Source organism: Nocardia sp. NPDC047038 (assembly GCF_040644075.1).
Classification (GTDB): domain Bacteria; phylum Actinomycetota; class Actinomycetes; order Mycobacteriales; family Mycobacteriaceae; genus Nocardia; species Nocardia sichangensis.
In genome coordinates this window covers 38,096-56,568 of record NZ_JBEYVQ010000008.1, presented here as the reverse complement: position 1 = coordinate 56,568, position 18,473 = coordinate 38,096, and the positions used below count along the sequence as shown (strand labels likewise).

Below are 18,473 nucleotides of genomic sequence, written 5' to 3'. Positions count from 1 at the left end.
ATCCCGGTGGTGATCGGGGGAGAACTGCTGAATTTGCAGCAGGCCGCCCGCGATGCACCGGCCCTGGACGGCGGCGATGGACGGTTTCGGCACGTTGCGCCAGCGCAGCGAATACTCCAGGTAGCGGCGCGACTCCAGCCCGTAGATGCGGTCGAGGGTGATCTTGCTGGGATCCGGCCACGATTTGTCCTTCAGATCGTGCCCTGCGGAGAAGTGCTTACCCGCACCGCGCAGCACGATGACCGCGACCTCGTCGTCCTCGGCGGCACGCACCCAGGCGGCGTCGAGTACGCCACTCGGTTGCGAGAGTATTATTCTCGTATCAGGAAAGGATAGTCTCACAACTGGGCGGACACGGCGACTCGAGAACCCGATGACACACCGTTCTCCGATACAGTGCATTCATGTTCTCTGCATATGACCGAGGACCGAGGCGCCCGTGACCAGCCCGAGCGAGAAACCGGCCTGGAAGCAGCGCGCCGTCGAGCGCTCCCTTCGCACCGCGAAGTTGCGCGCCGAGGAGCGCGTGCAGCGGTTCCTGGACGCCGCCCAGGCGATCATCACCGAGAAGGGCAGCACGGACTTCACGGTGCAGGAGGTGGTGGACCGCTCACGGCAGTCCCTGCGCAGCTTCTACCTGCAGTTCGACGGCAAACACGAACTGCTGCTCGCCCTCTTCGAGGACGCCCTGAGCCGCACGTCCGACCAGCTGCGCGCCGCCGCCGACGGCCAGACCGACCCGCTGGACAAACTCCAGGTGGCCGTCGAGCTGCTGTTCGAGCTGTGCCGGCCGGATCCGTCGGCGCGACGCCCACTGTTCACCGATTTCGCACCGCAACTGCTGATCTCGCATCCTGATCACGTGAAGGTCGCGCACGCGCCGATGCTGGCACTGTTCACCGAACTGATGGACCTGGCCAAGGACGCGGGCCAACTGCGCCCGGACGTCGATTCGCGCCGGACGGCGGCCATGGTCATGCAGACCGTCATGTTCACCGCGCAATCCGCGGGAGCGGCCGACGACGAGACGCAGCATCCGATCACCGCGTCCGAAGTATGGAACTTCTGCGCCCACGGTTTCGCTCGCGACTGAGAGTTCCATTCTCTCAGTAGAGAGCTTAACTTACACCCGGGTGCATGCCCGATCTTCGAAACTGAACCCGGAATCCGCTACGTGCACACCGACGTCACCGAAGAGGACTCTGTGCTCGCCGCCGTCGCCGAAGCGGAATCGCTCGGGCCCCTGCGCATCTCGGTCGACACCCACGGAGGAGGCCCTACTGGGACCCGCAGGTGCCGTTCCCCGAGCGCATGGGCCGTTCCGAGGAGTACGCCGAGCTGGCCGCCGCCATCATCGACAACGACTACCCCACGGCGAAGTCATCCGCCTCGACGGCGCCTTGCGCTTCCCGCCGAAGTAGCCCGCTGCGCGGCGAGCGAGCCCGACTGCCTCCGTCACAGCCTCGCGGCATCGCACGGGTCGTCCGGCGCGGACGCGACACCGACCGCCCGCCGCGCCGGGGAACGATTTCGCTGGTTCTACACTGACCCCGCTCGGTGAGTGACGTTTAAGCTGGAATCGGACGGCCTATGCCCTGGCAGTAGGGAGCGGATGAACATCGCCAAAGCGCCTCAGCCGGAATACCGGCGGGCCTGCTTCGCCGATCTGGACGACATCGCGGCCATCGAGGCCGAGGTGTTCGCCGAGCCGTACCTGTATTTGATGCTGCGCCAACTGTTCGACCTGCACGGATCCGAATGGCTGGTCGTGGAGGTGGACGGCACGGTGATCGGTTACGCGCTGACCCTGGAGAAGAAGGGCCGGGCATTGCTGTTCACCTTCGCGGTGGCCAAGAGGCACCAGGGCGGAGGGTACGGGCGCGGCCTGCTGAGCCGCACACTGCAGACGTGCCGGAAAGTGGGAGCCGAAGTGGTGTACCTGACCGTGCGGCCGGACAATCAGCACGCGAGCAACCTGTTCAAACGAGCGGGCTTCGAGTTCGTCGAGCACGACGACCGGTATTTCGGCCCTGGCGAGCCCCGCGACGTTTTCGAATACCGGCTGAAAGGCCGACCGCTAGACTCGTGACATGGGGGAGATCTCGCCCTTCGTCGCATCCGTCTCGACCCGGATCACAAGGCGCGCCGACGAATACACCGCCGAACTCGATCGGGGTGAGCGCTCCGAGCAGACCGAACTGGAGCGGTTCGCAGCGCACGCCGAGGCTATTCTGGCCGACTACGACCCGCCCAGCACGCGGCGGCGCTCCGATTCCCTGGTGTTCCGGCACCTGTACGCCGCCGCACGGCAACCGATACCCGACGAGGCCGGCTGGCGGGTGCCGAGCGCGATCCCGGCGGCGCTGCTGGCCGCGGAACTCGAATTCCGCGGCCCATTGCGGCTGAGCAGTCGGCAGAACACCATGCTGGCCGAGGTGTACGAGCAGTTGGGCGCTCAGCTCTCCGCGGCGCGTCTGCCCGGTCACGCCGCCCTCGCCTATCGCAGAGGCGCCGCGCTGTACCGGATGAACGAGGACGACGAAGCGCAGGACCGCTGCGGTCTGCGCTTGGCGCGGGCGCGCACGCTCGCGCTGCCGCCGGGCTGGCGGCGGTGGACCGGACAACTGTCGTATGTGCTGTGCGGCTACGGGTACCGGCCGTTCTGGCTGCTCGGCTGGGTCGCGGTGCAGCTGGTGCTGTTCACCGTCGCCGCTTTGGCCCTGAACGGCAATCCCTCGCCCGCCGCCACCGTCTATACCTGCGTGACCAGCTTCATCAATCCCCTGGGCCCCGGTGACACCGAGGATCTGCGCCCGATCGCCCGGCCGTTGTTCGCCGTGGAAGCGTGGATGGGCACGGTGTCGATGTCGGTGTTCTTCGCGCTGCTGGTGCGCAAGTGGTTCCGGATGTAGCGCGACGCGGCGCTACCATTCGGCGTCGAAAGCCTTGTGCCGCAGCGCGTCCAGCGTCGCGATGGCGATACGGTTCTGCAACCGCGCGACGAGGGCGTTCCACTGGCGAGACAACCCGGGATCCGTCTGCAACTTCTGCCACAACGTCCGCATCGATGCCGGAGTGTGCGCTCCCGGCATCCACAGTCCGGTGAGATCCTCCAGCACGGGGGCGAGGATGTCGGTGCGTTCGCGACTGTGCGAGGGGAAGCGGTCGGCCTCGGCCAGCGCGTCGGTGACGACGGTCAGCAGCCAGTCGTGCGCGGCCAGGTCCTCGCAGAACCGCTGCGCCTCATGCAGATCGGCCTCGTTGCGCACCCGCATCCGGACGGTGCGCACGGTGGCGTCGTCCAGGTGCAGCTTGGCGGTGGGGCCCGCACCGCCCCCGATCCAGGCAACCCAGCGCAACCGGGTGGCGCCTGTCCGCACCGGCGGCTTCTGGTCCAGCCTGGTGTCGGCGCGCAGGCGAGCCAGCAGCCGCTCGCTGATCGAAGCCAGGTCCAACGTCTCGGAGCCGACCGGACCGGTGAGATAACCCTCGGCCAAAGCCTCGGCGCTGCCGCTTCTTTCGGGCAGGCGGCTGATGACCTCGGTCACGCCCTTGCGGCTGAGGTAGTGCGACCACGTCTGCCTGCGCCGGTTGGCCGCGCGGACCACCTGGGTGCGCGCGCTGGACTGCAGCACGCGGCCGCCGGACAGGACCGCGCTGGTCGCCACGGTCCCGACGATGTGGGCGGTCTGCTCGCCCACGGCCAGATCGCAATCGACGCCGACCGCGGTGGTCGGCGACACCGCCAGCGTGCCCGGCCGCTCCCGCCAGCGCACCGTGCAGCCCGGCATGAGCGCCAGCAGATCGCAGGCCTCGGGTCCGGTCAGCGCGGTCGCCGACGGCAGCAGGCAGGTGCGTACTTCACCGAGCACGACCAAAGGCGTGGTCGAGGCCATGTCAGGCTCCGTCGAGCAGCAGGTGCGAGAGCCGTTCGCTGACCGCGCGCGACACCGGCACCGGTGGCACCTCTCCGCCGCCACGGACGATCGTCTGTTCGACCACGTCGTCGTCGAGATCGAGATGGTCGAGCACCAGCCGCACCGCGTGCTCGATGCCGATGTACCGCTTGGGCAGCATCGACAAGGTCTTGTAAGCGGCGAACGGCGCGGCGGACGGATTGAGCCGCACCACCGGCGGAATGTCGTGCCAGCGGCGCGGCGCGAGATCCTCGCGGCGCCATGGTTGCGGATCCACCACGGCGGCGCCGTGGTAGCGCAGCATGCCCAGCCGCAGCAGATGCCAGACCGCGGCCAGGAACGGGCACGACCAGCGCGTCACCGCCACCCCGTCGACGACGTGCTTGCTCCACAGTTCCACGTCCAGGAAGATCGAATGCTCACGGCGGCCGAACTCCTCCGGCGGCTGATAGATCCGCTGCCGCATGGCCTGGCCGCGTTCGTCCTCGGAGGACCGCCGCCCGTTGCACAGCCAGCCCGATTCCGCGGTCGGCGGCCTGCGGCCCGTGCTCGGCGGCGCGGGCTCGGCGACGATGCGCGCGGCCACCATCTCCGCCACGGGAATCGGCTCACCGAACGCCACACCGTCGACGAACCTCGAGGCCCGCCAGCAGGCGGACTCCCGGGCCAGATAGTCGATGACCAACCCGGCTTCGTCCGCGGCGCCCAGCAGCTTGGTGAGGATGGCGGCGGGGTCGGTGTCGGGCTGGAAGTAGTCGTCGATCAGGTAGCAGGTGCTGACCCGGGCGTTCGGTCCGAACTGCACCTTGGCCGACTCGGTGAAGGCAGATACCAGCGGGACGATGCGGCGGAACTCCGCGCCGACCCGTTCGATGTCGGAGCTGATGTCGTTGAGATAGAAATGCCCGACCTCGATCGACAAGTGCGACAACGGGACCTGAGCGATTCGCGGCTGTTCGGTGGCCTCGCTGTAGCCCTGTGTTTCCCCCATCTACAGCCTCTCCCAGGTCGCGTTGTCGACCAGTCGTCGAGCGAGCTCGGCATAGGCCTGCGCGGTCTGCTCGTTGGCGATCTGGGCGTTGACGTCGGCGTCGAGAATGAGCTGCTCGCGCCGTTGCAGCACCGGCTCGATCGGGGTTGAGCCGAGCACCGCCGTCGTGCCGAGCCGTTTGGCGGTGGCCAGCCGCCGCAGCGCGGTGTCCTGCTCTTGCAGCCACGCCGCCTGCGCCGGGCGCTGGGCGACACCGTCCCAGTTGGCGTCGGGCACCGCGGTGCGCACGTAACGCACCGACCCGAGCAACTCCTCCGGGTCGTGGCCGCACTCGGCTCCGGCCTTCAGCAATCCGTGCGAGCCGTACACCAGGCCGGCGGCGGCCAGGATGTGCTGGCGCGTCCAGCGGTGGAAGATCAACCATCGAGCGGTCAGCCCGCGCAGTTGCGGTAAGGCGGTCGCCTGCAACACGATCTGCAGCGCCGCGGAACGACCCGCGCTCAGATCCACGAACACCACCCGGAACTCGTGATCCAGCGCGACCAGCAGTTCCGCGCAGCGCTCGACCACCGCGTCGTCGTCGGTGAGGAATTCGGCGCCGCCCTCGTCTCCCGGCAGCAGCACCAGCCGCCCCGAGTTGGGGCCGATCCGGCGCAGTTCCGGCCGATCGGTCGCCGCGCCCACATCGACGCGGGCGACGGTTCCGCTCTCGCCGAGCAGGTAGGAATGCACGCCGCCGCTGGGCACGCCGCGTTCGGCCGCGCCGATCTCGAACAGCGCACCGGCCGTGGGCGAGCCGAGGTCGAAGTCGGCGTAGACGACGTTGAGGCCGGAACGGCACAGCCGGTAGGCGATGTTGCAACTGGTCACCGACCGTCCGGTGCCGCCCTTGTCGGAAGTGGAGAACACCAGCACGATGCCGCCCCTACCGTGTCGCGTCCCGGCGGGCGTAGGCCAGTTCGTCGAGCTGGACCAACGCCTGGGTGGCCAGGCTGTAGGCGGTGCCGGGACGTTCGCGCAGCACGCGGCGGGCCCGGTCCAGCGACTGCCGGATCCGGTTGATCGCCGCCTGTTTCGGCGAGCGATCCTGGCCCTCGACCTCCAGTTCCTCCTGATTGAGCAGATGCTCGGCCTCGCTGAGCAGGTCCACCGCGCGGGCGACCATCGCCTGCGGAGCCAGCGGCGGTTGCTCGAAGGTGCTGTACGCGATAACCAAGCACTCCATCATTCGCTCCGTGACGAACCAGGACGGCCCTTCCGTCCGTATGTCGCCCGTGCCGACCAGCCTGCCGATGTCATCCCACAAACCGACCACCGAGCCGTTCCGCAGCACCCGCCGGTCGAGGTGATCCATCGCCGCCTCGGCGAGTTCCATCAACCGATCGCGGGTGTCCACGTCGGTGCGCAGGCGTGCGGCATCCAGGCAGCGTTTGAGCAGCAAGGTCGCGAAATCCGGGACGTACCAGATCAATCGGGATCCGTCGGCGACGTCCTCGCTGCCGGCCAGGTTCAGTCGCACACCCGGGAAGTGCAATGGCGCGGCCGGATCATCGACCGTGAACCGGCTGGTGATGCGCCCCCGGCGGGCCAGCTGATCGAGCACCGACACCGTGCGCGCCAGATCCTCGGTGCTCTCCCGGTAGACCAGGTCCTGGATGAGTACGGCGGCGACCACGAGACTGAAGTACTCCGATTCCTCGCCGTCGGAGGTACGCCACGGGATGTCCTCCAGCGGCCAGCGGCCACTGTCGAAGCGGGCGACCCTCGACCAGTAGTTGCGGGTCAGCTCGAAGCGCAACTGCAGCGCGTCGGCGAGCGTGCGCTGCTCGTCGGTCAGCAGATCGAGTTCCCGGATGCGCTGCGACGACAGGTCGCTGATGCCGTCCAGTGCGACGGCCGTGAAGTACAGGTAGGGACGGGATTCGGCGTGCCCGGGCGTGCTGCTGACCCGGCCGGGCACGAGGTCGATGGGTTCGGCGCTGCGCACGATGCCCCAGCTCCATCCGCATTCGAACAGCCGCCCGTCGTCGGCGATATCGATCTCGGTGGTCTGGCTGAGCCTGACCTCGTTGGCCGCCTGCACCCGCAGGCGTTCCAGCTGTGTCGACAGCCGTTCGATGACCTCGTCGGACGGCGTACGGGACTGATTGAGCATGTAGACGATCGATTGACCGTATTCGGTCTTCGGCTCCGGTGTGTGGATGACGAAACTGCGGACCAGGCCAGCCATCGCCGCGGTGAGCCGCGCGCTGACCTGTTCGATCACCATGGGGATCCGCTCGCGCAGCTGGCGAGCCTCCAGCCGGACCTCACCGCTGACGAAGCGCATGAATCCGCGCAGGAATCGCAGCGCCGCGATGCACAGACTCAACGACATCGAGTACGAGTCGACGACCTCCACCGCCTGCTGACCCGGGGTGAGCGGAGTGTCGTCGCCCGAGCGCAAGTAGGAGCCGCTGGCGAAGACCGGTTCACCGTCGGGTCCGGTGTAGCGGCGCAGATAGTCCTCCACCAAGTCGACCAGGACGCCGCCGATGCGGGTCTCCTCGCCGAACGGGGCGAGCGCGGACCGGACGTCGGGACTCATGTCGTTCGGCTGGTCCAGCGCGAACGCCGCGATCTCGGTAGCCGGATACAGCAGGCAGAGCAGTTGTTCGGCGTCGCTGATCGAGTTGGCGCCGTCGCGCCCGCCCCACGTCCACGTTCCGTTCCGATAGGAGTAGGCCAGCACCGCTCGCCACAGCTCGAGCAACTGCTGCCTCGGCCGAATCCTCATCTTTCTCGGACCTCGCCCCCGCATTCGACCGGCGGCGCCGGACGTCGTTACCTAGAGTGTGCCCCGCGAATGTTCACTTAGCCAAGCACCCTTTCCAGGACCGCCGGTTGCCGCGAGATATCCTGCGGTGCACCTGGTTCCGCGCAATCTTCGCGCGTCCGACGGGTTATTGCACGGCTACTGTTCCGGCGTCGCTGCCCGCGACCGGCGACGCGGCGTCAGCCCCGGCCCGCGGTGAGTTTGCTGATCACCGCGTGGAAGTCCGCGGTCCGGAAGGAGAGATCCTCCGCGGTCGTCGCGTAATCCAGGGCGGCCGGCACCGCCCTGACGTCCACCGGTCGTGACCGCATCGAGCACGCCCGGCACACACCATCCGCACACCGCACGCACGAGTTCTCCACACAGCCGACGTAGGTTTGCCGTTGTGTTCGTGAAGACGCTTCGTTCGGCCACGCCACCTCTTGCGGCCGCTCTCCTGACTGTGGTCACACTCGGCTATACGTTGCATCGCGGCTGGATACTGACTCAGCTGTGGCTCCTCGCCTTGCCGTTGTCCGCGCTGGCGTTCCTGATCTCGATCGCACTGTTCACTCTCGCGCTGTGGCAGGCGCGACGCGACGCGCAGCGGTGGCCCTTGGCTGTCACGGCGGTACTCGCGGTGATCGGTCTCTGCGGACCTGTCTTCCTCATCCTCGAACCCGAGGCCGCCGCGTGGACCCGGTTTCAGCTCGAGCGCCCAGCGTTCGCTGCGGCGGCCACAGTGGAAGTGCCGGAGCATGGCGCAGGCGACTACTACGGTGTCGCGCTACCGCGTCGCCTGTGCTTCGTTTCGGCGAACTGCAAGGTGGCGGTCATCGGTACCAGCGGTGGACAGCCGGTACGGTTCGTGCCCGACTACGTCGGAATCCCGGACGGCGCAATCGGTTACGGACACTTCACCGGAACACCCGGAGCCGGGCCGTACGACGGGTTCGGCGATCCTATCTGCCCAACGACGGAGCTGGCAGGCGGATGGTGGTGGCTCACGCCTTGCCCCGAGGCCTAGTGCCTCGTCCGGCTTCGTGATCGCGGCCGCCCCGCACAGGCCCGCCGGTCACGGCCTCAGCTGCCGCGCTCGCCCAATCGCGGCGGTGGCGCGTAGCGGGGCTCGTAGCCGGCGATCCGGATCGGGCTGCCGACCAAACGGAATTCCCCGCCGTCGCAACGATTTCGGGGCTGGCATCCAGCGCTTCCGGCAGGTCGCGGACCGCGGCGGCGGGAATGCCGAGCGGGCGAAGCCGCTGTCCCAGGGTTGGGCGGCCGAATTCGCTGACGCCGGGACTGATCTGGTTTCGGAATCATTTCCATCGCCGCTGCCGGCACCGCGGTTGCGGCGGAATGAGTTTCGTCCAGAAGTCATGGCGTACCGCGTCCCACAACTTGGTCATTTCCGGAAGGAGTTCTCGCGCTTGTGCGAGATCCGGAAAGTTCTCGGGACCGAAGGATACGATCGGCGTGACGCCGGATGCCTCGTGGACGGCGACGATGGAGATCAAGTGATCCTGGAACAGCCGCCATGTCACGTGAAATCCTTCGACCTCGGTTCTTCGCATATCATTCATGTTCGGTTTCCAACTCTTCGACTCTGGCCCAATGCATTTCAACCGTTATCGATGTCGGCCTCCTGCTGATTTTGGTTCACGGATAATCGGTCGGGTCGGGTCCGGGCATGAATGGAGAATGCAAACATGCCCCTATATCGCATCTACTGACGCTCGCCCGGCGTCGGCGCTACCGCGCTGCGACCGGGAACGGCGCACGCTGATCGACTGGAGTGATTCCGCACCCACTCGACCGCACGCCGATCACGTGCGGTATGTGCGGGCGACCAACGCAGAACGCAGGCGCCAAAGCCCGCTCGCCTCGGCCGGATCGAAACCCGTGAGCTGACCGATCCGCTTGAGCCGGTAATCCACGGTGTTGGTGTGTACGTGCAGTAGCCGCGCAGTGCGCCGGCGGTTCAGGTTGTGCGCTATATGGATTTGCAGAGTCTCCAGCAGTTCCGGATATTCATCCAGGGGATCGAGCAGCGACCCGAGCTGTTCGCGGGCAGGGCCGGGGCGGGTGAGCTGGTATTCCAGAGCCAGCTCGTCGAAGTGGTACAGGTCCGGCACCGACCCGAGCCGGGTCACCATGTCGAGCAGTTCGTGGGCTTGATCCGCGGCGGTGGGCACGGTGTCGGTAGAGGCGGTCACCTCGGTGGCGGTGATGTGCACGCGAGCCGCCCGCGACAGATGCCCGATCAGTTCCTTCAGGGCGCCCTTGGTGATGTGATCGGCGGGGATGAGCAGGGTGCCACCGTCGACCGAAAGCAGCGACAGCACGGTATCGTCGCAGCGGGTGGCCAATTCCGCCTGCACCCGCCGGAGTTTGCGGCGGGCAACGACTTTCGCGTCCAGCACCGGATTGGACTCGTCCGGGTGAGACGGAATGGCGAGGGCTATTACGCGATAGCGCTCGGAGATGTCGATGCCACACTCTCGGGCCATGGTGGAAGTGGGATGGCCCCCGAGCAGCGCCGAGGTCAGCGTGTGCACCGCGGTGTGGTGCTCCGACACGACCGCGCGCAGTTCACGCACATAGGCCGCCGAGACCGCCGTGGTCATGGTGTCGAGCATTTCGACGACGAGTTTGGCGCCGTCGAGGATGCTTCGATAATCGGCCGTACTGACGGCGAGCATCGGATCGATGTCAGCTGAGCCGGAGGCACGCTGCTCGGCCAAGGCTGTGGACACCACCAGGTCGAAGCCGATCTTGAAACCCTCATGGATTGCGTGGTGAATGGTACCGATGGGCACACCTTCGCGAGCCCATTGCGCCGCAGCCTCCTCGAGTTGCCCGGTCTTCTCCGAAATGTTGCTGCCGTCCAGCATGCTGACTGCCAGTTCCAAGCACACACGGGTGATGATGGTGATGTCGCCATGGATCGCGTCACCAGGCAAGGTGCCGCAGGGTGCGACGGTTTCGACAAAATGCCCGACCATCTGCCGCGACAAGGCGCGCACGTCTTTCAGCGGCAGCGACATGGGCCGACCGGATACAGTGAGTCCTTGCCGTCCGGCGAAGGTGAGAGCCATGGTGGAGCTTCCTTCCACCCCCGTTAACTGAGCTATTGCACCAGCGTAGCCAGCGCAAGAACGTAGAGAACGGTTTACTCCGAGTAACGTGATATTCGGCAAGCGCGGTCGGCAAGCGATAGTGATTGTTCACAATGACGGTTCGACTGCACTGCCGCCGATGGGCCGAGATGGCGCGAGCGACGATTCGAGCATAGCCCGGGGCAAGTGGTCAAAAAGAGAGTAACCGGCGAGTGCAACGGCGCGAATCCACGCCCTCTCGCGTACGCATCCGCCGCAGACACGGTCTGCCTGGGCCGCGCGGAACTCGGTCGACCATGCGAGCAATGGAAGTTCGTTTCCCTAATCAAGGTCCAGCGGGCCTACTGCTGCGCATCGGGCCATCGACACGGGTGGATCGAGCCGGCGTCACCCAAGCCCTAGAGGTGGCCGGCGCACACCTACTCGGCGCTGGAGCGCTGTGGCACATCTCCCGATCCACTCCCGGCCGGGCGCGAGTGGGAGAAGCGGGAGCCGCGCCGGCGAAGAGCAGCACGTCGAGGACCGTGTGCGCAAGCGGTCGAATCACCGAGCACGTGCTCAGTTGGTGCGTTGGGACCAGCCCTTCGGCAGGTCGCCGGGGCCACCGAGATGACGCTGTCGTCGTCCGCGCCGACGTACTCGAACAGGGTGACCTCGGCTAACTCGGGGACCACGTAGATCGGGTTCGGCGCAGGCCGGGCCGGAGCCGGGCACGTTGTCGGCGGTGCCGGTGGCCGGTGTCGCCGCGACACCGGCCACCGAGACCCCAGCGCGCAAACCGGCCGAGCCGATCGACCTGCTCCAAGCCGCCGGTGCGAGCAGCGCCACCCGGCTGGGCGGTCTGGCCTTCGCCAGCGTCCTCGTGCTGCTCTTCGCCCTGCTGCTGCGTAGGCGCTCCGCGCGACCGGCACCCTGATGTCCCGGGCCGCCCACACGGAGCGCGCCGGAAATCCGATCGCACCTTCGACGCGGGCGCTTTCGCCGTGGAGTGCCACGCGGGCACGGCGCAGATCGCGGACGTCGCGGACCTGGGCGCCCACAGCGGATTCGTCATCACCGTCGACGACGACGTACGCCCGGCCTGCCGCCCCTGACGTGCGGCGCACTCTGGGGTCGACGCGAGAGGTGGAGTGCCCCTTACCCGCCCTCGTCGTCACGGATCTGCACATGGTGGTGTGCTGTGTGCTGTGCACTGTCTCGTGTGCGCGGTGCTGGGCTGCGGTGTGAGACGGGGAATCGAACCCCTCGCACTGCCCCTCGTGCGCCGAGAAAGTGGGCCGAATATCCCGTCGGCCCGTCGGGTTCGTGCACGCCTCCGTGACGGCTACCCGCTCCACCTCTCGCGTCAATCCAGCAGGTCGACCTCCCAGTTGGAGCGCTGGATGCGCACGTCGAGTTCCCGCAGTTCCTTGGCGAGGTCATCGGCCTGCCCGCGCAGTTCCGCAACCGGCAACGCCGAGAACATCTTCAACTCGGATCGCAACTGGCGCGCGTACCCGGGCTGCCCCTTGCCCGCCGCGGCGTCCGCCGCAGCCGTGACGAGAGAGTGCCGCAGCCGCAACGCATCCCGGCGGGCCAGCGCGTCGGTCAAGGTGCCGTCGTCTCCGATCCGCGCGGCGGCGTTGGTCCGATTGATGCGCCGGATCAGCGTCTCGTATTCACCGAGCACCTGTCCCGCCTCCGCCAGCAGATCCGCCGCGTCCTCAGCGGGCTCCTCCCCCTCCTGAAAGCGAGCGTTACTCACGATCCGAGCACGCAACTGTTCGATCCGGCGCGCCGAATCCGCGCGCAACGCCAACGCCTCCGCCAACTTCACTTCCCCACCTCCGGACCTCGACCCATGAACGGTCGAGTATCGACCATGTCACGGTAGGAGTCACCCGAATTAACGCCCTGAGGCTCGCTCGAGGTCCGCGTAATCTCCGGCCGAGATGGTGCGGGCGACTTTCTGCGGGGCGCCGCCGATCAGGCCCCGCCACGGCAGGTACGGCAGCAGGCGCACGTTGAGATCGCGGAAGCGAATCATCGCCTTGCTCGCGGGTGCGTACCACCCGCCCACGCCCTCGGCGAACTTCTGGCAGGCGTCGACCATGGGCCGCATCCGTTGTTCGTAGCGAGCGAACGCGATGCTGTGATCGCCTGCGGCGGCGGCCAACTCGCCCGCGAGGGTGTAGGCGCCGACCAGGGAGAGGTCCGCGCCCTGCCCGGACAGCGGTGATGCGCAGTAGCCTGCGTCACCGACGAGGGCGATGCGGCCCTTGTGCCAGCTGTCCATGCGAATCTGCGCCATCGCGTCGAAATAGAAATCCGGCGCGGGATCGAGGTGGGCGAGCAGTTGCGGCACCTGCCAGCCGAGGCCGGCGAAGGTGTCGGCGACGATCTTCTTCTGCTGCTCGATGTCGCGGTAGTCGTAGTCGATCGGATCGGATGCCCACGCGAAAATCGCTTTGGCTCGCGTGTTCTCCCGGGCACTGTAGGCTCCGGCGATCTTGCCGGGAGTGTTGTAGTCCAGCTCCCAGTGATCGAGGTCGAGGAAGTTCGGGATCGTGTAGATGCAGATGTAGTAGCCCATATGCCGCGCGAACTGCGACTCCGGACCGAAAACCATTGTGCGCGTGTTCGAATGAACACCATCGGCGCCGATGACCAGGTCGAAGGTGCGTGACCGGGCGTGCTCGAAGCTCACCCGCACGCCCTCCTCGTCCTGCACCAGAGCGGTGATGGAGTCGCCGAACAGGTACTCGACGTCGTCGCTGGTGGCCTCATACAACACTCGCGCGAGATCGCCACGCTGGATCTCGGTGTCCCCGTTGGCACCGACACCGTTGAACGTCTCGCTGCTGATGCTGGCCCGCGTTCTGCCGGTGGCGTCGACGTAGGAGGTGCCGCGCTTGCCCGTACTCATCTCGTGCACCCGGTCGAGCAGGCCCATGCGCCGCACCACCTCGGTGGCGGTGCCCAGCACGTCGATGGCCTGCCCGCCCTCGCGCAGGGTCGGCGATTTCTCCACGATCGTCGGGGTGAACCCGTAGCGCTTCAGCCAGAAGGCCAGGGCGGGACCGGCGATGCTGGCGCCGGAGATCAGGACGTTTCGATTGCTCATCTGCCGCATGCCACGAACCGTACAACCGTGTTGCGCATATGCGCAAGACAAGTGTCTAAGGCGATTGCGCTACCATGATCCATATGGGAAACCGTGAGGATCTGCTGGCAGGCGCACGCCGCTGCCTGTTCGACAAGGGCTACGCGCGTACCACGGTGCGCGACATCGCCACCGCCGCCGGGGTGAGCATGGCGGCCATCGGCTACCACTTCGGCACCAAAGAGGCCCTGCTCACCGAAGCGCTGGCCGAGGCGACCCGCGAATGGGGCACCGATCTCGAACACGCGCTCACCCGGTTGCCCGACGAGACCGACCCGTGGCAGCGCTTCGCCGACCGCTGGGACGCGGTGCTGGCCACGCTCGCCGCCCATCGCGGGGTGTGGTCGGCCACCTTCGACGCGCTGGCCCACCCCGAGGCCCGCGCCCGGCTCGCCGAGAACCTCGACGAGGCCCGTTCCGGCTTGGCCCGGCTCTTCGACGGCGTCGCCGAAACCGACACCGCCGCGGCGCGCAGCCTCGGCACCCTTTATCAAGCCCTGCTCACCGGCGTCGCGGCGCAATACCTCATCGACCCCGAGAGCGCGCCGACCGGAAGCGACCTCGCCGAAGCCCTGCGCCGCATCACCGATCCCACTCGTTGAGATCGCCGACACGGGACACCGCCACTTTCGCCTGCCACACGCCCGGGTGAGGTTCCAGTGGCGAGTGGTGTCGAGCGACCGGGTTCGAAGCCGAACCAGCACAACGGTGCCGGTGGCGTTTCCGCGCCGATCGAACCCGCACGATGAACCATGACTGCTCGAGGAACTCTCTGGTCTGGAACGGTCCCCGGAACAAGAACCGCACCGCGTCCGCCGACATGGCGAACAACCCTCCGACGGCCCGCATCGGGCGAATTCGATGAGGCCAGGCGGTTCGTGAACGAACGGGTAGCCGGTGTCAGTTCCGTGGCACGGCGCTGAATACCGCGTCGGCGATCGTACGGAGCGTGCCGATCGGGTCGTCGCCGAGGGCGGTGAGGCCGACGTGGTTCGCGCCCGCTTCGAGGGAGACCCGGATGCCCGCGGCCACGGTGGCCGGATCGCCGTGCAGCACGAGAGCGTCGATCAGGCGATCGCTGCCCGGCTCGGTGAGGTCGGCGTCGGTGAAGCCGATGCGGCGCAGATTGGCGGTGTAGTTGGCGACGTGCAAGGCAGGGGCCGCGGCGTGGGCTCGGCCGGTCGTGCGGCCTCGTTCGACGTCGCTGTCCAGCACCACCATTTGGCCGGGCAACACCAGCGGGCGAGCGCCGAGGATCTCCCGCGCTCGCCGAATATATTCGGGCGTCACCAGAACCGGGATCGTCCCGGCGGCGCGGTCGCGCACCAGGCGCAGCATCCTCGGCCCCAATGCCGCCAGCACCACCCGGTCCGAGGGCACACCGGCGTCGGCCAGCTCGGCGAGGTAAGCCACCATCGCGTCGTAGGGCGACGCGTACTCCGGATCCGTCTCGCGATGTCCGGCGCCGATCCCGAGGATCAACCGATCGGGGTGTTCGGCCGCGATCCGGTGGTAGGAGGCGGCGACCGTCCTCGCGTCGGTGGTCCAGATGTTCACCACGGCGGTGCCGACCACGAGATGCTCTGTGGCGTCGAGTATCCGCTCGGCCACGGTCAGATCGGCGGGTGGCGAGATGGTCAGCCACAACGCGCCGTACCCGGATCTTTCGATTTCGGCCGCTTGCCGCAGGGTCACCTCGCTGTGGCGCAGGTGGGCTCCGAGCGTACCCAGTTCGATGCTCATGACTTCGACTCCAGCACGGGATGGTTGGAGGCAGCCAGACCCGATTCCGCTGCGCAGCAATAACATGATGTGATCGCCGCAGGTACCGACGGGAGGCACAGTGGAATTACGTGCTCTGCGATACTTCGTCGCCGTCGCCGAGGAGCTCCATTTCGGCCGGGCCGCCGAGCGGCTGCGCATCGTGCAACCGGCGGTCAGCCAGCAGATCGCACGACTGGAACGAGAACTGGGGGTCCGGCTGTTCGACAGATCGCCACGCCGCGTCCAGCTCACCGAGGCGGGGCGTCGCGTGCTCGCCGCGGCGCGGGACGCGCTCGCCGCCGCCGACCGAGTTCGCGCTGTCGCCGGTCGGCCCGCCGCGACAGTACGCATCGGCACCACGGCAGGACTGACCGCCCGCCTCGAGCGCGGCATCGATGCGCTGCGCGAACACACCCCGGCATTCGAAGTCGTCCTCGTCGATCTGCCGGTCGTCGAGCGGCTGAACGCGCTGCGGCGCGGCGAACTCGACTTGGCGCTGGCCCGCGGTGTGGTCTCCGCGCCAGGGCTCACCGTCTCACCGACCTGGTCGGAACCGCTGCGCGCGGTGGTTTCCAGAGATCATCCCGCCGCGGCGCACGGCGTAGCCGCCATCACCGACCTGGCCGGGGACGCACTGCGGGTCCCGTCCCGGCAGTCCGATCCGCCGCTGCACGACGCGATCGACGCCGCGTTCCGAGAAGCCGGAGTGCGTCCGAAGTTCGGCCGGCCTATCGGAACCACCCAGGACGCCGTGGTCGAGATCGGTTCCGACCCGCACAGCTGGGCCTTGCTTCCGGCGGACCAGATCGCCGAAACCGATTCCCTCCGAGTCCGCGTACTGCCGGTCACCCCACCGATAGCGATCACCGGCAGCGTGATCACCCTCGAGCAGCTCTCAGACCACGCCTGCTGCACCGTCGCCTGCGCGGTTTCGGCGTTCGGCGACGCCACGGCAGACGCGGACAACGGGATGTGACGCGGGCGGAATGGGCCCGCGCGGGAGGCGGTTCGAGACTCACCCCAGAACAGCACTTGCACGCCGCCGTCGTCCAGCGCCTTCAGCAGACCCCGGCGCGCCCGGCGATCGCATTCGCAGACGTCGGCGGCCACCGCGAGAGCGTGCGGCTGACGCCCCTGCCCGCGCGGGGCGAGCACTTGCTCGAGGTCGAGCACTGCTCCCAGTGCGGGGCGGCGGTGAGCACCTCGGATGCCGGTGTGCCGGTCGCGAAGGTCATGCAACCGCACCGGCAGTTCGAATTGCCGCAGCTGCGGTTCCGGGAGCACTTCGAGCCGGTCGCCCATTCTGCCGCCGAGACGGCCAGTCACAGCACCGTGCCGGTCGGGTTCTCCCGCAACCCGCGCCGCGATCACCGTCGGCCCGCTCCCTGCTCGGCCAGCACAACACGGAGCTGCTCACCGCACTCGGTCTGAGCGAGAAGGAGATTCACGCTTCGGAAGCCGACGGTGTCATCGGGGGACTTCCCGAGGTCGCGCGGTCGCCGGTGAAGTCCGACCGATCATCGCGGACTCGGACTCGAGTCGCCGGAGCGTACAACCCACATCGCCACCGCGATAGCGCCATGTCGCCGTCCATCGCGACGACCTCGTTCAACCTGTACGGAGGGAATGCGGCAGCTCAGCAGCGCACAGCGACCCGGACCGCACCGAGCCGAGCGCACCCCGCGATCATGCGCTCGGCCTCGATGGACGACGGCCCCGTCAGTCCCGGCGTGAGAAGTCCCGCGGTGACCGAACCGCGACACGGTGATCGGCGAAGAGCGATACCGCCGAGTCGGGCACTTGATCGACTGTCGTGTGCTCTGTCCGACCGTGCCCGGCAGGGGTCAATCGACACTGACCGTCGACGCACGAACGCCGCAACCGGCCCCGGGAGATCGTCTGCACCAATCCGATCGCCCAGCAGGTCGGGCACCCGCGCAGTGCGAGCAGACCCACCGGCGCGAGCAGCAAGCTGAACGCCCCGAATACCGGCAGCAATGCGATCGCGCCGATCAGCGCGCCGAAGCCCGCGACACCGCGGGCCAGGTGCCGGGGCACCGAGGCGCTGGCGAAGCTTCGCTCGTCGGTCATTTCGTTCGCTCCTCTCCGGAGTCCGGCCACGGTGTGTTCCGCAGCTCGTGCTGGACCGTCGCGCGGGCGCGGTGCAGCCGTGACTTCATCGCCGCGACGCTGAGCCCGAGCATGCCCGCGACCGTGCGGCCGCTGTATCCCTGCACATCGCGCATGATCAGTACCCGCCGCTGGTCGGCGGGCAGCGCCGCGATCACGGCCGCCACCCGGCCCGCTTCGAGCCGCCGCACCGCCTCCTCCTCGGCCGACGCCACGGCGGCGTCCGGAATCGGCTCGGGCTGCCTGGTCTTCGTTCGCCACTGCCGCAGGCACTCGTTGCGGACGATGCGGAACATCCACGACGCCAACGCGCCGGAGGCCCGCAAGGTCCCGATCTTGCGGTAGAGGATGATCAGCGCCTCCTGTGCGGCGTCCTCCGCGTCTTCGGCGGAGGCGCACAGTGTGTGGGCGAACCGGCGGACATGCGGATAGGAGCCCGATACCAGTGTGGTGATCGCCGCGGCGTCGCCTTCGCGCGCCGCCACGACCAATTGTTCGTCGGGCCAGATCCGGTCAGTCACGGGAGCGGCTCCGGCGGCGAAGCAGCGTCACGCTACACCAGCCGACCAGCACGGCGGCGACAGCGATAGCGGCAATGATCACAACGACCTCCTCG

At 67.8% G+C, this 18,473-nt stretch carries 19 protein-coding genes and 6 pseudogenes; 9 read left to right on the top strand and 16 right to left on the bottom strand.

The window, feature by feature from the left end:
• Positions 1–36 precede the first annotated feature (36 nt).
• A pseudogene (locus tag ABZ824_RS25150) lies at positions 37–288 on the bottom strand (enoyl-CoA hydratase-related protein); the annotation flags it as partial.
• Between the two features lie 151 nt (positions 289–439).
• Between ABZ824_RS25150 and ABZ824_RS25145 the strand changes: the two are divergent.
• The 4 genes and pseudogenes from ABZ824_RS25145 to ABZ824_RS25130 all read left to right on the top strand — a co-directional run bounded on the left by ABZ824_RS25145 (position 440) and on the right by ABZ824_RS25130 (position 2,912).
• Complete coding sequence (locus ABZ824_RS25145; protein ID WP_356965632.1) at positions 440–1,093, top strand: TetR/AcrR family transcriptional regulator; 654 nt, start codon at positions 440–442, stop codon at positions 1,091–1,093.
• 57 nt (positions 1,094–1,150) lie between these two features.
• Positions 1,151–1,421, top strand: a pseudogene (locus ABZ824_RS25140) (hypothetical protein); the annotation flags it as partial.
• A 191-nt stretch (positions 1,422–1,612) separates the two neighbouring features.
• On the top strand, positions 1,613–2,089 hold the full coding sequence (locus tag ABZ824_RS25135) for a GNAT family N-acetyltransferase (RefSeq protein ID WP_355075154.1): 477 nt from the start codon (positions 1,613–1,615) through the stop codon (positions 2,087–2,089).
• A gap of 1 nt (position 2,090) precedes the next feature.
• Entirely contained in the window at positions 2,091–2,912 is an 822-nt protein-coding gene (locus tag ABZ824_RS25130) for a hypothetical protein (protein WP_355075152.1), read from the top strand.
• A gap of 12 nt (positions 2,913–2,924) precedes the next feature.
• Here ABZ824_RS25130 and ABZ824_RS25125 read toward each other — a convergent pair whose 3' ends face one another.
• From ABZ824_RS25125 to ABZ824_RS25105, 5 genes are all read right to left on the bottom strand, one after another.
• Positions 2,925–3,896, bottom strand: coding sequence for an SCO2521 family protein (locus ABZ824_RS25125; RefSeq protein WP_355075150.1), 972 nt, complete (start codon positions 3,894–3,896; stop codon positions 2,925–2,927).
• A 1-nt stretch (position 3,897) separates the two neighbouring features.
• Positions 3,898–4,908: an SCO2522 family protein gene (locus ABZ824_RS25120; protein ID WP_356965631.1), complete on the bottom strand. Its 1,011-nt coding sequence runs from the start codon at positions 4,906–4,908 to the stop codon at positions 3,898–3,900.
• On the bottom strand, positions 4,909–5,823 hold the full coding sequence (locus ABZ824_RS25115) for an SCO2523 family variant P-loop protein (protein ID WP_355075146.1): 915 nt from the start codon (positions 5,821–5,823) through the stop codon (positions 4,909–4,911).
• Between the two features lie 10 nt (positions 5,824–5,833).
• Complete coding sequence (locus ABZ824_RS25110) at positions 5,834–7,684, bottom strand: SCO2524 family protein (RefSeq protein ID WP_355075144.1); 1,851 nt, start codon at positions 7,682–7,684, stop codon at positions 5,834–5,836.
• A 218-nt stretch (positions 7,685–7,902) separates the two neighbouring features.
• Entirely contained in the window at positions 7,903–8,034 is a 132-nt protein-coding gene (locus ABZ824_RS25105) for a hypothetical protein (protein WP_356965630.1), read from the bottom strand.
• Between the two features lie 80 nt (positions 8,035–8,114).
• On the opposite strand from ABZ824_RS25105, the gene ABZ824_RS25100 reads away from it, so the two are divergent.
• On the top strand, positions 8,115–8,729 hold the full coding sequence (locus tag ABZ824_RS25100) for a hypothetical protein (RefSeq protein ID WP_356965629.1): 615 nt from the start codon (positions 8,115–8,117) through the stop codon (positions 8,727–8,729).
• Positions 8,730–8,785: 56 nt separating this feature from the next.
• Here ABZ824_RS25100 and ABZ824_RS25095 read toward each other — a convergent pair.
• From ABZ824_RS25095 to ABZ824_RS25080, 4 genes and pseudogenes are all read right to left on the bottom strand, one after another.
• Positions 8,786–8,984 (bottom strand): annotated as a pseudogene (locus ABZ824_RS25095) (CoA transferase); the annotation flags it as partial.
• Between the two features lie 37 nt (positions 8,985–9,021).
• Entirely contained in the window at positions 9,022–9,246 is a 225-nt protein-coding gene (locus tag ABZ824_RS25090; RefSeq protein WP_355075138.1) for a hypothetical protein, read from the bottom strand.
• Positions 9,247–9,528: 282 nt separating this feature from the next.
• Positions 9,529–10,749: a helix-turn-helix domain-containing protein gene (locus ABZ824_RS25085; protein WP_356965628.1), complete on the bottom strand. Its 1,221-nt coding sequence runs from the start codon at positions 10,747–10,749 to the stop codon at positions 9,529–9,531.
• 630 nt (positions 10,750–11,379) lie between these two features.
• Positions 11,380–11,504: pseudogene (locus ABZ824_RS25080) on the bottom strand (phenolic acid decarboxylase); the annotation flags it as partial.
• A 41-nt stretch (positions 11,505–11,545) separates the two neighbouring features.
• On the opposite strand from ABZ824_RS25080, the gene ABZ824_RS25075 reads away from it, so the two are divergent.
• Positions 11,546–11,737 (top strand): hypothetical protein, encoded by a 192-nt coding sequence (locus tag ABZ824_RS25075; RefSeq protein WP_356965627.1) that lies wholly within the window; start codon positions 11,546–11,548, stop codon positions 11,735–11,737.
• A gap of 429 nt (positions 11,738–12,166) precedes the next feature.
• Here the strand turns inward: ABZ824_RS25075 and ABZ824_RS25070 are convergent, their stop codons facing one another.
• Entirely contained in the window at positions 12,167–12,637 is a 471-nt protein-coding gene (locus ABZ824_RS25070) for a DIP1984 family protein (protein WP_355075129.1), read from the bottom strand.
• Positions 12,638–12,706: 69 nt separating this feature from the next.
• Entirely contained in the window at positions 12,707–13,924 is a 1,218-nt protein-coding gene (locus tag ABZ824_RS25065) for an FAD-dependent monooxygenase (protein WP_356965626.1), read from the bottom strand.
• Between the two features lie 83 nt (positions 13,925–14,007).
• Between ABZ824_RS25065 and ABZ824_RS25060 the strand changes: the two genes are divergently transcribed.
• Positions 14,008–14,565: a helix-turn-helix domain-containing protein gene (locus ABZ824_RS25060; RefSeq protein ID WP_356965625.1), complete on the top strand. Its 558-nt coding sequence runs from the start codon at positions 14,008–14,010 to the stop codon at positions 14,563–14,565.
• 133 nt (positions 14,566–14,698) lie between these two features.
• Here ABZ824_RS25060 and ABZ824_RS25055 read toward each other — a convergent pair.
• Both ABZ824_RS25055 and ABZ824_RS25050 read right to left on the bottom strand, forming a co-directional pair.
• A pseudogene (locus tag ABZ824_RS25055) lies at positions 14,699–14,812 on the bottom strand (ABC transporter permease); the annotation flags it as partial.
• A gap of 51 nt (positions 14,813–14,863) precedes the next feature.
• A complete protein-coding gene (locus ABZ824_RS25050; RefSeq protein ID WP_356965624.1) occupies positions 14,864–15,706 on the bottom strand; it encodes a TIGR03620 family F420-dependent LLM class oxidoreductase in 843 nt (280 codons plus the stop codon).
• Between the two features lie 100 nt (positions 15,707–15,806).
• Here ABZ824_RS25050 and ABZ824_RS25045 point away from each other — a divergent pair, with 100 nt between their 5' ends.
• Both ABZ824_RS25045 and ABZ824_RS25040 read left to right on the top strand, forming a co-directional pair.
• Entirely contained in the window at positions 15,807–16,703 is an 897-nt protein-coding gene (locus ABZ824_RS25045) for a LysR family transcriptional regulator (RefSeq protein WP_356965623.1), read from the top strand.
• Positions 16,704–16,936: 233 nt separating this feature from the next.
• A pseudogene (locus tag ABZ824_RS25040) lies at positions 16,937–17,202 on the top strand (CoA transferase); the annotation flags it as partial.
• A 244-nt stretch (positions 17,203–17,446) separates the two neighbouring features.
• On the opposite strand, the gene ABZ824_RS25035 reads toward ABZ824_RS25040, so the two are convergent.
• Positions 17,447–17,818, bottom strand: a complete 372-nt coding sequence (locus ABZ824_RS25035) for a hypothetical protein (RefSeq protein ID WP_355075117.1) — start codon at positions 17,816–17,818, stop codon at positions 17,447–17,449.
• Positions 17,815–18,378 carry an RNA polymerase sigma factor gene (locus tag ABZ824_RS25030; protein ID WP_356965622.1) on the bottom strand — a complete coding sequence of 188 codons (564 nt, stop codon included), beginning with the start codon at positions 18,376–18,378 and terminating at the stop codon, positions 17,815–17,817. Before ABZ824_RS25030 ends, ABZ824_RS25035 begins: the two co-directional genes overlap by 4 nt.
• Positions 18,379–18,473: the final 95 nt, after the last annotated feature.